The sequence below is a fragment of the Tardiphaga sp. OK246 genome, from assembly GCF_900188215.1.
In the GTDB taxonomy this organism is placed as follows: Bacteria; Pseudomonadota; Alphaproteobacteria; order Rhizobiales; family Xanthobacteraceae; genus Tardiphaga; species Tardiphaga robiniae.
In genome coordinates this window covers 1,014,292-1,027,828 of sequence record NZ_FZOX01000003.1, presented here as the reverse complement: position 1 = coordinate 1,027,828, position 13,537 = coordinate 1,014,292, and the positions used below count along the sequence as shown (strand labels likewise).

General features: G+C 61.9%; 13 protein-coding genes. 10 read left to right on the top strand and 3 right to left on the bottom strand.

The window, feature by feature from the left end; all coding sequences use genetic code 11:
• Window positions 1-4: 4 nt before the first annotated feature.
• On the bottom strand, window positions 5-703 hold the full coding sequence (locus tag CHC01_RS17805) for a GntR family transcriptional regulator (protein WP_089265530.1): 699 nt from the start codon (window positions 701-703) through the stop codon (window positions 5-7).
• A gap of 181 nt (window positions 704-884) precedes the next feature.
• Here CHC01_RS17805 and CHC01_RS17800 point away from each other — a divergent pair, with 181 nt between their 5' ends.
• The 5 genes from CHC01_RS17800 to kce all read left to right on the top strand — a co-directional run bounded on the left by CHC01_RS17800 (window position 885) and on the right by kce (window position 7,586).
• On the top strand, window positions 885-2,141 hold the full coding sequence (locus CHC01_RS17800) for an ABC transporter substrate-binding protein (RefSeq protein ID WP_089265529.1): 1,257 nt from the start codon (window positions 885-887) through the stop codon (window positions 2,139-2,141).
• 121 nt (window positions 2,142-2,262) lie between these two features.
• Complete coding sequence (locus CHC01_RS17795) at window positions 2,263-3,141, top strand: branched-chain amino acid ABC transporter permease (protein WP_089265528.1); 879 nt, start codon at window positions 2,263-2,265, stop codon at window positions 3,139-3,141.
• 10 nt (window positions 3,142-3,151) lie between these two features.
• Window positions 3,152-5,671 (top strand): branched-chain amino acid ABC transporter ATP-binding protein/permease, encoded by a 2,520-nt coding sequence (locus CHC01_RS17790; RefSeq protein WP_089265527.1) that lies wholly within the window; start codon window positions 3,152-3,154, stop codon window positions 5,669-5,671.
• A gap of 8 nt (window positions 5,672-5,679) precedes the next feature.
• On the top strand, window positions 5,680-6,627 hold the full coding sequence (locus CHC01_RS17785; RefSeq protein WP_089265526.1) for a 3-hydroxyacyl-CoA dehydrogenase: 948 nt from the start codon (window positions 5,680-5,682) through the stop codon (window positions 6,625-6,627).
• A gap of 35 nt (window positions 6,628-6,662) precedes the next feature.
• Window positions 6,663-7,586, top strand: coding sequence for a 3,5-dioxohexanoate:acetyl-CoA acetone transferase (kce, locus tag CHC01_RS17780; RefSeq protein ID WP_068734883.1), 924 nt, complete (start codon window positions 6,663-6,665; stop codon window positions 7,584-7,586).
• Window positions 7,587-7,978: 392 nt separating this feature from the next.
• Here kce and CHC01_RS32620 read toward each other — a convergent pair whose 3' ends face one another.
• Together CHC01_RS32620 and CHC01_RS17770 are read right to left on the bottom strand one after the other, a co-directional pair.
• Window positions 7,979-8,152, bottom strand: a complete 174-nt coding sequence (locus tag CHC01_RS32620) for a hypothetical protein (protein ID WP_158596890.1) — start codon at window positions 8,150-8,152, stop codon at window positions 7,979-7,981.
• 291 nt (window positions 8,153-8,443) lie between these two features.
• Window positions 8,444-9,463, bottom strand: coding sequence for a LacI family DNA-binding transcriptional regulator (locus CHC01_RS17770; protein WP_089265524.1), 1,020 nt, complete (start codon window positions 9,461-9,463; stop codon window positions 8,444-8,446).
• Window positions 9,464-9,578: 115 nt separating this feature from the next.
• On the opposite strand from CHC01_RS17770, the gene CHC01_RS17765 reads away from it, so the two are divergent.
• Genes CHC01_RS17765 through CHC01_RS17745 form a run of 5 tightly spaced genes read left to right on the top strand, consistent with a single transcriptional unit; the run spans window position 9,579 to window position 13,522 of the window.
• Window positions 9,579-10,469: a dioxygenase family protein gene (locus tag CHC01_RS17765; RefSeq protein ID WP_089265523.1), complete on the top strand. Its 891-nt coding sequence runs from the start codon at window positions 9,579-9,581 to the stop codon at window positions 10,467-10,469.
• A gap of 7 nt (window positions 10,470-10,476) precedes the next feature.
• Window positions 10,477-11,223 carry an SDR family NAD(P)-dependent oxidoreductase gene (locus CHC01_RS17760; RefSeq protein ID WP_089265522.1) on the top strand — a complete coding sequence of 249 codons (747 nt, stop codon included), beginning with the start codon at window positions 10,477-10,479 and terminating at the stop codon, window positions 11,221-11,223.
• 19 nt (window positions 11,224-11,242) lie between these two features.
• Window positions 11,243-12,127: a beta-keto acid cleavage family enzyme gene (locus CHC01_RS17755; protein WP_089265737.1), complete on the top strand. Its 885-nt coding sequence runs from the start codon at window positions 11,243-11,245 to the stop codon at window positions 12,125-12,127.
• A 20-nt stretch (window positions 12,128-12,147) separates the two neighbouring features.
• Window positions 12,148-13,167, top strand: coding sequence for a quinone oxidoreductase family protein (locus CHC01_RS17750; protein ID WP_089265521.1), 1,020 nt, complete (start codon window positions 12,148-12,150; stop codon window positions 13,165-13,167).
• A 4-nt stretch (window positions 13,168-13,171) separates the two neighbouring features.
• The gene (locus CHC01_RS17745; RefSeq protein WP_089265520.1) at window positions 13,172-13,522 is read left to right on the top strand and encodes a cupin domain-containing protein; all 351 of its coding nucleotides are present in this window, start codon (window positions 13,172-13,174) and stop codon (window positions 13,520-13,522) included.
• The last annotated feature ends 15 nt before the right edge of the window (window positions 13,523-13,537 follow it).

The window sequence follows — 13,537 nt, the reverse complement described above, 5'->3', positions numbered from 1 at the left end:
AGAATTAGGCGGAGAGGCCGCCGCGCGACAGGATGAAATTGGCAGCGCTGGTGATATCGGCAGCGATCCCGACTTTGGCAGCTTCGGCATCACCGATCTCGATCGCCTTGCGAACGTCCGCATGAAACCGAATGGCTTCACCTTTGGCGAGACGATCGGGATTGCCGCGCAGATCGAGATTGATGACGGGGCCAGCCTTGAGCCAGAGCGCACGGATGATCTCGACCAGGATCGGCGACTGCGCGGCCTCGTAGACGGCAAAGTGAAACGTCTTGTTGAGTTCGACGGCGCGCGGCAGGTCGGGTGCCTTCATTTCGCTTTCTGCGCGCATGGCCGCTTCTGCGATCGCGATGGAAGTGAGATTGCGGTCTCCACGTAGTTGCGCTGCCTCTGCTGCGGCATGACCCTCGATAGCGATACGCACCTTCGTCAGATCGCGAAACTGCGTGGCCGACATCACGGGCACGCGCACGGCACGGTTTGCCGCGACTTCCAATGCCTTGTCGGCGACGAGGCGGGATACCGCTTCGCGCACCGGCATGATCGACACGCCGAGCACTTCGGCGGCCATACGCAATGACAGCTTTTCGCCAGGCGCGAGCCTGCCCGAGATGAGCAGGTCCGCCAGTTGCGCGTAAGCGCGCTCGCCCAGCGTCTGGCGGTCGAGCGGCTCCACAAGGGTCAGCGCAGTCGGCAGGTTCAACGCGGTCTCCGGGCATCGTCGCGAAATTACAGGGAGGGACTCGACAAAGTCCCCGTCTTTTGCAACTCTAACTGTGATCACAGATCACGGCAAGCGGACAAAGCCCTCTCAACAGAAGAGTGCGGCGCCTGCCGGAGGGGAAATAGCCGCGCCGCGCGGCCGTATCAGGGAGACGAATCTGATGTCGAACACCAATCAATTCACGCGCCGCAGTCTGCTGAAGACCGCGGGCGGTCTCGCACTTGCTTCCGGCCTCTCTGCGCCATCGGTCCTGAGCGCGCAGACCTCCGACGTCATTCGCATCGGCCATCTCACGCCGCGTACCGGCTTTCTCGGCCCGCTCGGCGAATATGGTGTGATGGCCATCGATCTCGCTGTTGAGGAGATCAATGCCGCTGGCGGCCTGATGGGGCGCAAGGTTGAACTGCTCAAGGAGGACTCGATCAATCCTCAAACGGCATCGACCAAGGCGGAGCGCATGATCGAGCGCGACAAGGTCGCCTGTATCATCGGCGAAATTTCTTCGGCATCGTGTCTGACCATCGCGCAGGTCGCCACGCGCAACAAGACGCTGTTCATCAACACCGGCGGAAATTCCGATGCGCTACGCGGCAAGGACTGCCAGCGCTATATGTTCCACGTCGAGTCGCAGAACTCGATGTATGTAAAGACCGTCGGCCGCTCGTTCCTGCGCGATGGTCTCGTGAAGGGCAAGAAGTGGTACTCGCTCACGGCCGACTATGCCTTCGGCCATGACCTGCTAAGCGTATCGAAGCGCTTCATGCAGGCCAATGGCGGTAATTTCGCTGGCGACGACCTGGTGCCCACCGACGCCACGGACTTTTCTGCCTATCTCCTCAAGATCCGCGAGGCCAAGCCTGATCTCGTGGTGATCAATCTTGCGGGCAACCAGATCACCAACTTCCTCAAGCAATATGCCGAATTCGGTCTGACTTTCCCGGTCGGCGGTTTCGGCTTCGACACGGCTCTGGCCTGGGCTGCTGGCAAGGGCAATTTCGTCGGCACCTGGCCTGTGGTCTGGCACCATCTGCTGGACACGCCCGGCAGCAAGGCCTTCGTCGCGGCCTTCACCAAGAAGTACAACAAGCCGCCGGAGAACCAGGCCTGGGGCGACTACATCGCCACCAAGATTGTGGCGCAGAGCATCAACGAGTTGAAATCGGCTGAGTCGCCGAAGATCATCGAGCATTTCGAGAAGGGCGCGAAGTTCGATCTGTTGAAGACACGTCCCGGCTACTTCCGCGCATCGGATCATCAGCTGATGCACGAAATGTATGCGGTGACGGCGCTGCCTGCGGACAAGATCAAGAACCAGTGGAACATCTTCTCATCGAGCCCGGCCGTCCCGGGGCCGGATGAACCGCTCGAAGTGATTGCGTCCACCGCGGAAGAGAACGTCTGCAAATTCCCGAGCTAGCAACAATGTCGGCGTTTCGCCTTCGGGCGAGACGCCGACATTCTGCTCGCGAAGTTGCTTTCGTCTCGTCCTTCCGACCCCTGTCAGATGCGCATCTGCGCGCGACTGCGGAGCCCATATCATGTCCGCCATGTTGCTCACCCAGCAGATCCTCAACGGACTGCTTGATGGTGTCTATTATCTTCTGATTGCGCTCGGCCTGTCGCTGATCTTTTCGCTCGGCGGCATCGTGAATCTCGCGCATGGCGCGTTCTATGCGATTGGCGCCTATCTTACCCTTGTCATTTCGCCCTATCTCGGCTTCGGTGGTGCATTCGTCGTGGCCCCCGTTGTCGTTGCGTTGCTCGGCGTTGTCATCGAGCGGACGTTGTTCCGGCGCTTCTATCGGTCAGATCCCATTCTCTCGCTGCTGCTGACTTTCGGGCTCGCGATGGTCGCCGAGCAGGCCTTGCGTATGATCTTCGGCGCGCCGCCTTTGTCGTATTCGATCCCGCCAGCGCTGCGCGGTCAGGTCGCGATCGGAACCTTCATCTATTCGTTCTATCGCGTGGTGTTGCTCGGCATTGCCGTGGCCTGTGTGGTCGGGCTCTGGGTGCTGCTGCAGAAGACCTCATTCGGCCGTGTGGTCCGGGCCGGCGTGCAAAATCCGGACATGGTCGGAGCGCTCGGTATCTCGCTGCAGCCCTATATGTCGGTCGTCGCAGCCCTGGGTATTGGTCTGGCGGGACTCGCGGGCGTGTTGCTGGCGCCGATCTATTCGATCCATCCGGCGATGGGACAGGAGATCATCACGCCCGCCTTCGTGGTGGTCGTGATCGGTGGCCTCGGCTCGTTCTGGGGCGTGGTGATCGCTGCGCTGCTGGTCGGATTGGTCAAGGGCGTCATGGTCGGCATCGGCTATTCGGCGGCGTCCACGGCGGCGATCTATTTGTTGATGCTTCTGGTGCTGCTGTTCCGGCCGCGCGGCTTGTTCGGCGAACGCATCATGCGGTTCGAGTAAGGCGATGCCAATGTTGAATCGTCTTCCCGTTCCATTGCTGATCGCGGGCGTCGGCTTGCTCATCCTGCCGCCGATCTTGCTGGCGCTCGGATTGACCGTGACGTCGGCGACGGAGATCGTCGTCTTTGCACTGGCCTGCATGGCCCTGAATATCCTGGTGGGGCACACCGGTCTCGTCTCGTTCGGTCATGGCGCCTGGTTCGGCCTTGCGGCCTATGCTGCAGCGCTGATCCAGCGTAACTGGATGCCGAATTCATTCGTCGGGCCGACGCTGCTTGCGCTTGTCGTGGTGGCCATCACGGCGGCTGCCTTCGGCTACCTGATCCTGCGCCGCCGCGGCGTGTATTTCTCGCTGCTGACGCTGGCGCTCGCGGCCATGCTCTACAGCGTCTCGTTCCGCTGGACCGACGTCACCGGTGGCGAGAACGGCCTTGGCGGCATCACCCGGCCGGCACTGCTTGGCTTCGACCTCGATGCGGGTGCGACCTATTATTGGTTCGTGGCGCTGATCGCGTTTCTCGTGCTGATCCTGCTGTGGCGCTTCCACAATTCCACGGTCGGTTCGGTGCTGGTGGCGATCCGCGAAAACGAACAGCGCGCCCGCTTCCTCGGCTATCCCACCAATCGCTACAAGCTCGCCGCCTTCGTGCTGTCGGCTACCATCACCGGGCTGGCCGGTATTCTGCTGCTCTACAAGAACCGTATGACGTCGGCGGATCCCATTTCGGTGGCGTTCTCCGGCGAGCTTCTGGCCATGGTCGTGATCGGCGGCATGCGTAGCTTCCTCGGGCCGGCGCTCGGCGCGCTGTTTTTCATTCTGTTTCGTGAATTTCTCGGCATCTACTCCGAGAACTGGTTGTTCTGGTTCGGCTTGGTCTTCGTCGGCTTCATCATCTTCTCGCCCACCGGTCTGATCGGTATGGGCGAGCGGCTGATCGCGCCATTCCGCAGGAAAGTGGAAGAAGACGCGGCAATGTCGGCGCGGCGCATCGAAGTGCTACCACTGCCGGAGTTTTTGCGACCGAAGTCGTCAGTCGACGGAGCGGTACTCGCTGCCAGCCATATCGTGAAAAGTTTCGGTGGCATCAAGGCCGTGCAGGGCGTCGATATCGCCATCGCCGATCGCACGCTGCATGCGCTGATCGGCCCGAACGGTGCCGGCAAGACCACGGCGTTCAATTTGCTGTCGGGTATGTACAAGCCGGATCAGGGAAGCGTGTCGCTGATGGGCATGCCTATCGCCGGCCATACACCGGAAGATATTGCAAGGGCCGGCATTGGGCGCTCGTTCCAGATTACCAACCTGTTTCCCGCGCTCAGTGTTGGCGAAAATATCCGCCTCGCGGTGCAAGCACGGCATCCGCGGCGCTTCGATCCCGTGACCAACGCGCTATCGATTAGCGCAATCAACGCGGAGACCGATGCGGTGATCCGCTATCTCGGCCTCGCTGGAATCGAGAAGGCAGAGGCAGGCATGCTGTCTTACGGCGGCCAACGCCTGCTCGACATGGGCGTCGCGCTGGCCACGGCGCCACGGGTGCTGCTGCTTGACGAACCGCTTGCTGGCCTCGCTGCTGCCGAACGTGAACGTATCGGTGCGATCATCAAGCGCATCTCGACCGATTTGCCGGTTCTGCTGGTCGAGCATGACATCGATCGGGTGTTCCAGCTGGCCGACCACGTCACCGTCATGAATGAGGGGCGCGTATTGCTGGACGGCTCCGTCGAAGAGGCGCGGTCCAGCCCGAAGGTGCAGGAAGTCTATATCGGGTCGGGTACGACGGCTGTGGCTGCGCGTCCGCGCGAGACCGCGGCGGGGGCGAAGCCGCTGTTGACGGTGAAGAATGTCGATACGTTCTATGGCAAGAGCCATATTCTCAACGACGTCAATTTTACCCTGCACGAGAACGAGATCATCGCACTGCTCGGGCGCAATGGCGCGGGTAAGTCGACCTTGCTCAAGTCGTTGATCGGGATCGCGCCGGCATCGAATGGCTCTATTCAACTGGCAGGCAGCGAGTTGATCGGCCTGTCGTCTGCGGAAGCCGCGCGACTCGGCATCGGCTACGTACCGCAGGGACGCGCCTTGTTCGCAGGCATGACCGTCGAGCAAAATCTCGAACTTGGTGGTCTCAAGCGGCAGACTGGCAATGGTGTGCATTGGACCCGCGAGCGCATCTACGACTATCTCCCCCGCATTCGTGAGCGTCTCGACAGTCCCGCCGATTATCTGTCAGGCGGCGAGCAGCAGATGGTGGCCGTGGCGCGCGCGTTGTCGGGCGACGTCCGCGTCTTGTTGCTGGATGAGCCATTCGAAGGATTGGCGCCGGCGGTCGTGGAGCAGTTGTTTGAAACCTTTGACCGGCTTCGCAAGGAAATTGCCATCATCATCGTCGACCATAATCTCGATCTGGCTTTGGCTTTGTCCGATTCGACGGTGGCGCTGGAACGGGGCAAGGTAATTCATCAGGGGCCGTCGAAGGCCCTGCGTGACGATCTCGATCTGCGCCGCAAGGTGCTGTGGCTGTGAGAACATCAATGACACTGAACAATCGACATGTAGCGATCGTCGGCGTTGGCTTGATCGGACGCGCCTGGGCCGCGATTTTCGCGCGCGCTGGATGGACCGTGCGGCTGACAGATCCGCATCGCCCGACGCTGGATGCTGCGCCCGGGCTTATTCGCGATGAACTGCATGCGCTCGCCCGCCACGGACTTGCCAATGACCCCGACGGCGCCGCCGCGCTCATCTCGATAGCGGAAAGTCTGGCCGATGCGGTGAAGAACGTTTCCTTCGTACAGGAGAATGGCCCGGAGAACGTCGATCAGAAGATCGCCATCTTTTCCGAGCTGGATCGTCTTGCGCCTCCGGATGCACTGCTCGCATCATCCACCTCGGCAATCGTCGCCTCTCGCTTCACGGAAGCGCTTCCGGGGCGCGCGCGCTGCCTCGTCGGTCATCCCGTCAACCCGCCGCATCTGGTGCCGCTGGTCGAACTATGCGGCGCATCCTGGACCTCGCAGGAGACTATCGACCGCGCGCGTCAGATCTATCGCGAGATTGGGCAGGTTCCGGTCACCGTCAACCGCGAGATCAACGGTTTTATCCTCAATCGCCTACAGGGCGCCTTGCTGGCGGAAGCGTTCCGTCTGGTCGGCGAAGGCTATGTCTCCGCGGAGGATCTCGATCACACCGTGAAGGACGGCCTCGGTCTGCGCTGGTCGTTTCTGGGCCCGCTGGAGACCATCGAGCTCAATGCGCCCGGCGGCATTCCGGATTACTGCGCGCGCTATACCGGCTTCTACAAGGAGCTGGCCGCTGCATCGGCAGGACCCGAGGTTTATCAAAGCCCGAATGTCGACCGGGTGATAGCGGCCTGGCCGCATCAGCCGTCGCCCGATCGGATTGCGGCGCTCACACAGCAACGAAACGAACGCCTCGCTGCGCTGGCGGCCCACAAAGCCGCGCAGGGCGGCAAATCCTGACTACACCATCTCTTAACAGCAAGACGGAGACTGACATGAGCCGCAAAGTTATCATCACCTGCGCCGTGACGGGCGCTATTCATACGCCCTCGATGTCCAAGGCATTGCCGGTGACGCCGCAGGAAATTGCCGACGCTGCCGTGGATGCGGCGGAGGCCGGCGCCGCCATCGTGCATCTGCATGCGCGCAACCCGAAGACCGGGCAACCCGATCAAAGTCCCGAAGCCTTTGCGCCATTCCTGAAGATCATCAAGCAGCGCACCAATGCGGTGATCAACCTGACTACCGGCGGTGCGCCCACCATGACGGTGGATGAACGCGTACGGCCTGCCGCGGTCTACAAGCCGGAAGTCGCCTCGCTCAACATGGGCTCAATGAATTTCGGATTCTTCGGGATGCTGAACCGCTTCAAGAAGTTCGAACATGATTGGGAATTGAAGCACCTGCAGAACAAGGACATTGTGTTCCGCAACACATTCCAGGACATTGAGTATGTGCTGAAGACACTGGCCGAGACGGGCACGCGCTTCGAGTTCGAATGCTACGACACGGCCCACCTCTATAATCTCGCCTACTTCCTCGAACAGGGGCTAGTGAAGCCGCCGCTGTTCATCCAGACGGTGTTCGGTTTGCAGGGCGGTACAGGTGCACATCCCGAAGATGTGCTGCACATGAAGCGGACGGCGGATCGGTTGTTCGGCGACAAGTATGTCTGGTCGGTGCTCGGCGCCGGTCGCAATCAGCTGCCGATCGCGGCGATGGCCGCGGCCATGGGTGGCAATATCCGCGTCGGTCTGGAAGACTCGCTGTGGGCGGCGCCAGGTCGCATGGCCTCCTCGAATGCCGAGCAGGTCACGCTCGCGCGCAAGATCGTCGAAGGCTTGGGTCTTGAGATCGCGACCCCGGATGAAGCGCGCGAGATGCTTGATCTGAAGGGTGGAGACAAGCTGGAGGTCTAAGCTATCCTTGGAGGAGGCGGACAGTGCAAGAGATGTCCGCCTGCTCTGCTTTGGGGGAACCCTGCTGGCGAATGCCCGCTTCTGACACAAAGTCGACGTGATGGGTTACCGCTTTTGGCGCAAAGCGGACATTTGGCGCGCTGGACGTTGCGGGGATCGCATACTTTATCGTTCATGAATTTGGCATTTCTCAACCAAATCTCTCCGTATGATTCTGTTCACCATCCGCTTTAGGGAAGCGAAGAGCCGCATAAGAGATGCTGTGCCATGTTCGAAGATCAACTTCGACAAGGAGGCGTCAATGGCCCTTATCATTATGCCGTTTTGGTGACCGCAGCGGCTGTCGGTATGTTTGTCCTGGCGACCGAGCGCACCGATGACAAACAATGCAGTTAGGCGCGGGGCTGGTCAGATTTAGAAACTTCCGGCTGATCGGAGAGCAGCTGAACAGCTTGCGAGATCAACAAGGCTACATCGCTTAGATCCAGGCGTTGGGCCCGGCCTCGCATGATGTGCAGATCGTTTTTCAACAGAATAAGTTGAGCGCGGCGAGAAACATCATGCATCTTGGGTTCCCTAGCGTGGGAACCGCCCAGCTTCATTATATGGAATGTGGAATAGCGCCGAATTACTGCACATGAATGTTCAATGCATCCCATATGACGTCAGATCTGTCATGCAACTCGCTCCGGTCTGATCACTCGCTTGTTATCGTTTGGGCGTAGTCGCTTCTGGATTTGGCCGAATTGATAAGGAACGTCGGGGGCGTTTGCCGGTATGCGAGTCCGCCCTTGTTCAAAGCGAAGGGGCGCAAACCAGAATCCCGCTGGCTCAATTAAATCAGATCCAACGCTGGCTTATCGCGAGATCCTTGGTGGCTGTGTCGAGCGGCGCACGACGAGCAGGGGCGCTGTGACGACATAAGGCGCATCGCCGCGGACGCCTTCGATCAGGTCGAGCAGGAGTTGGCCGGTCTGTTCACCCATCTCGCGGTGGCTGATGCGGATCGTGGACAGCGGCGGATCCACCAGATCCACCAGCGGCATGTCGTTGTGACCGATCACTGACAGATCTTCTGGACATCGCCGGCCCGTTTCGCGCAACGCTTCATAGATGCCGAGCGCGAGGAGATCGTTGGCTGCGACGATGGCGGTGGCCTCAGGCTGTCGTGCGAGCAGTCTGAGTGCGGCAGCGCGTCCTGCCTCGCGCGTGAATGCTTCAGCCTCTTCAATATCATTGTCGGCTGGCGCGAAACCGGCTTCGTGCATTGCCTCCAAGAAACCGCGGCGGCGAAGCGATCCGGTCGATAGCATTTGCGGGCCGGCGAGGTGGAGGATGTGGCGATGTCCAAGTTCGAGAAGATGCGCAACCGCGAGCCGCATGCCGGCCACATCGTCCGAGACCACCGAAGGCACACGCGCCTCAGCCTCCGCGCGATTGACAAGCACGACAGGGACTTTCCAACTCAGACAACGCTCGATCGAATTATCCTTGAGCGCGACATTCGCCAGCACGAGGCCTTCCACGCGGCGCGCCACGAGCCGTTGAACGATGTCGTCGGTGCCCGTCCGTTGCGGTTGCGGGTCGGCGACAATCAGCGCGTAGCCGCGCGCCGATAGCACGTCTTCGAGGCCGCCGATGATCGGCGAGAAGACGGGGTTCGCGATGTCCGGGACGATGATGCCGACCATGTTCGAACGGCCACTGCGCAGACTCGCGGCCACCGTGTCCGGGCGGTAACCCAGCCGCTCCGCTGCTTCCAGAATCCGGCGCACGACCGGCTCGCCGATCCGTCCGCGGCGGGCAGGGTCGAGCGCGCGCGACACGGTGGAGGGGTGCACTCCCACCTCGCGCGCCACGTCTTTGATTGTCGTCATCCCTGCCACGATCTCCAAACTAGCTGGTGCGGTTGACTTGCGCAATCGATTGCACTAAATGTGCAATCGATTGCGCAGCTTGGACAGCCAAAAATCGCAATGTGAGGGAGTGTCGATGATCATCACGCGTCAGGAGGATGTGACCGACGTTGTGCTTGCCGCGATGAGCGGTGCGCCGAACGAGCGGTTGCGCACGGTCATGGCCGCTTTCGTTCGTCATCTGCACGAATTTGCCCGCGAGGTTCGGCTGACCGAGGCGGAATTCGAGTTTGCCATCGATTTCCTGAACCGCATCGGCCAGGCGACAAACGACACCCATAACGAGGGCGTGTTGTTCAGCGATGCAGTCGGGCTCTCGACATTGGTCTGCCTGTTGAACAACGGCCAGGATGGCGCGAGCGAGACCGCCGCAGCGTTGCTCGGGCCGTTCTGGCGGGCGAACGCTCCGCGCGTGGAGAATGGTGCCTCGATCTTGCGTTCGCCGACGCCCGGTGCGCCACTGTTCGTCGATTGCCGCATCACCGACGCACTGGGAGCGCCGCTCTCGGGTGTCAGCGTTGATGTTTGGCAGGCCTCGCCATCGGGAATGTACGAAAACCAGGACGCGGGTCAGGCTGACATGAATTTGCGCGGCGTGTTTGAGACCGATGCGAACGGCCGCTTCGCGTTCCGCTCGGTCAAGCCTGCTGGCTATCCGGTGCCGACCCATGGTCCGACCGGGGAGATGCTGGCCGCGCAGCGCCGGCATCCGTTCCGGCCGGCGCATCTGCATGTGCTTGCCTTCAAGCCAGGCTTCAAGACGCTGATCACGCAGATCTTTGTCGATGACGACGAACATCTGGAGAGCGACGTCGTATTCGGCGTGACGCGCGCGCTGATCGGCGATTTCCGCAAGGGCGAAGGCGCGTCGCCAGCGCCGGATGTCGCTGGCGAATGGTTCAGCCTCAACTACACATTCGTCATGGAGCCCGGCGAAGCCGTCCTCCCGCATCCTCCCATCAAGTGAGCTGTCGATGTCGGATATTCTCGCGAACAAGGTAGCCGTGGTGATCGGCGGTTCGGGCGGCATCGGGGCCGCGGCCGCGCAAGCCTTGGCCGCCGAAGGCGCCCGTGTCGTCGTGACCTGGCGCTCCGGCGAGGCAGCCGCTAACGCGTTGCTGGCTGGCCTTCCGGGCGAGGGCCATCTCGCCAGACGCGCGGTAATCGAAGATAGCGCAACGCTGACGGCGCTTGCCGGCGAGGTGGAGCGAGCGTTCGGTCGCTGCGATATTCTCGTCAACACCGCCGGCTACACCAAGCCGATCCCGATCGGCGATCTCGACGCGCTGACCGACGAGTTCATCGACGACATGTTCAAGGTGAACTGGCGCGGCCAGTTCGCGGCCATCCGCGCTTTCACGCCGCTACTCAAGGCGAGCGGCGACGGGCTCATCGTCAACGTTTCCTCGATTGCGGGGCTGAATGGCGTCGGCTCCAATCTGGCTTACGCTGCGATCAAGGCGGGCATCGACACCATGACCAAGTCGCTCGCGCGGGCGTTGGCGCCGGCAGTGCGCGTGATGGCGGTGTCGCCGGGCGTGGTGGCCACTGACTTTGTGCCGGGCCGCGATGCGGCCGCGCTTGAAAAGGTCGCGGGGACCATTCCGCTCAAGCGTGTTGCGACGGCTGAGGATGTCGGCCGCGCAATTGCCGCCTGCGCCACCCACCTGACCTATTCCACCGGCTCGCTGATCGTCGTTGACGGCGGCCGAGCGTTATAAGGAGAGATTGATGCGCCCGATGCTCGACAAGATCGTCATCACTTGCGCCGTCACCGGCAATCTGACGCGGCCGGACCAGACCCCGCATCTGCCAATCACGCCGGAAGAAATCGCCGACGCCTGCCTCGGTGCCGCAGAAGCCGGCGCGGCAGTCGCGCATATCCATGTGCGCGAGCCCGGCACCGGCGCGCCGTCAATGAAGCTCGAATATTATCAGGACGTCGTGGCGCGCATTCGCGCGCGCAATCGCAACCTGATCCTGAATATCACCACCGGTCCCGGCGGTCGCTTCGTGCCTTCGCAGGACGATCCCAAGGTCGCCGCCGCCGGTACTACGCTGATGAACCCGGAAGAACGCGTTGCCCATATCACGGCGCTGAAGCCTGACATCTGCACGCTCGATCTCAACACCATGAATTCCGGCGGGCAGGTGGTGATCAACACGCCCGGCAATGTGCGCCGCATGGCCAAGGTCATCCGCGAGGTCGGCGTGAAACCCGAGATCGAACTGTTCGATTCCGGCGATATCGCGCTGCTGCACGATCTCCTCGCCGACGGTACGCTCAGCGGCCCGGCGCTCACCTCCTTCGTGATGGGCGTGAAATACGGCTTCCAGCCGTCGCCGGAAACGGTGCTCTATGCGCGCGGTCTGCTGCCGCGGGATGCGCATTTCACGGCCATCGGCATCGGTCGCTCCACATTTCCGATGGTGGCGCAATCGGTGCTCGCCGGCGGTCATGCCCGCACCGGTCTGGAAGATGCGGTGATGCTCGGCCGCGGCGTACTGGCGCCGTCGAACGCCGTGATGGTGGACAAGGCACGCCGCATCATCGAAGAACTCGGCGCGCAGATCGCGACGCCTGCTGAAGCACGCGCGCTGTTCGATTTGCCGGGCGCCGCATAACACAGCATTCGAGGACTGAAATGACTGCAGCCGCCAAGACTTCTTCCAGCGTCACCGCAACATGCCTGCGGGTCGCCGCCAAGGCTGATCGCATCGAGAATGTGGCGCTCGGCATCGAGCAACGCCCACTCGCCTGCGCCAAGCCAAGCGATGCGCTGGTCGAGATAAAGGCCGCCGCGATCAATCCGTCGGACGCCAAGGCGACGCTCGGTCTGATGCCGCATGCGGTCTTCCCGCGTACGCCTGGTCGGGACTTCGCCGGCGTCGTGATCGACGGACCGGCCGACCTGATCGGCAAGGACGTGTTCGGCTCGTCCGGCCAACTCGGGATCGGTCGCGATGGCACCCATGCCACGCATCTGGTGGTCGAAGCGTCTGCGCTGGTCGAGAAGCCCGCAAACATCAGCCTCACGGAGGCGGCTGGCATCGGCGTGCCCTTTGTCACCGCGCAGGAAGGCTTTCGTCGCAGCGGCATGCCGAAACCCGGCGAGACGGTGTTGATCCTCGGTCTGAACGGCAAGGTGGGTCAGGCGGCGACGCAGATCGCGTCATGGCAGGGCGCTCGCGTGATCGGCGTCGTCCGCAAGGACGAGCTATATGCTGGCCATGCCCATGGCGAGGTGACCGTCGTCGATTCCAGCCGCAATGACGTCGCGGCGACCGTGCGCGAACTCACCGGCGGCAAGGGCGCGGACATCGTCTACAATACTGTCGGCGAGCCCTATTACGACGCGGGCACGAAATCGCTCGCGCATCTCGGCCGCCAGATCTTTATTGCCTCCACCAAGGCCACCGTGCCGTTCGATATCTTCGCCTTCTATCGCGGCAAGCACACCTTCTTCGGTGTCGACTCGCTGTCGCTGTCATCGCCGGAAGCCGGCGAGATCCTGCGTGAATTGGTGCCGGGTTTCGCCAGCGGCGCCTTGAAGCCGTTTCCGATTAGGCCGGACGCGATCTACCCGTTGGAGCGCGCTGCAGAGGCCTATGTCGCCGTGCTCGGCTCCTCGCGCGATCGTCTTGTTTTTCAGCCTAACGGGTGAAGCCATGCATGTTGTCCGCCTGAACGATGCCCCGCGCTACGAAGCCCCTGGCCACAATGACATGCGGATGTTCCGCCTGCAGGGCCGCGACGCCGGGCCGGGCGATGTGATGTGGCTCGGCATGAGCCAGATTCTGCCGGGCGGCGGCATTACGCCCTCGGCCTCGCCGGAGGAGAAGTTCTATGTCGTCCTCGAAGGCGAAGTAACCTTCGAGACGCCGGATGGCATCGCCACCCTCGGCATCTGGGATTCCTGCCGCATCGCGCCCAACGAGACGCGCGCGCTGCGCAACGAGACGAAACGACCGGCGGTGGTGTTGCTTGCAATGCCGCTGCCCAACACCGCCAGAGGCTGAAAGCCCGGCACTTGG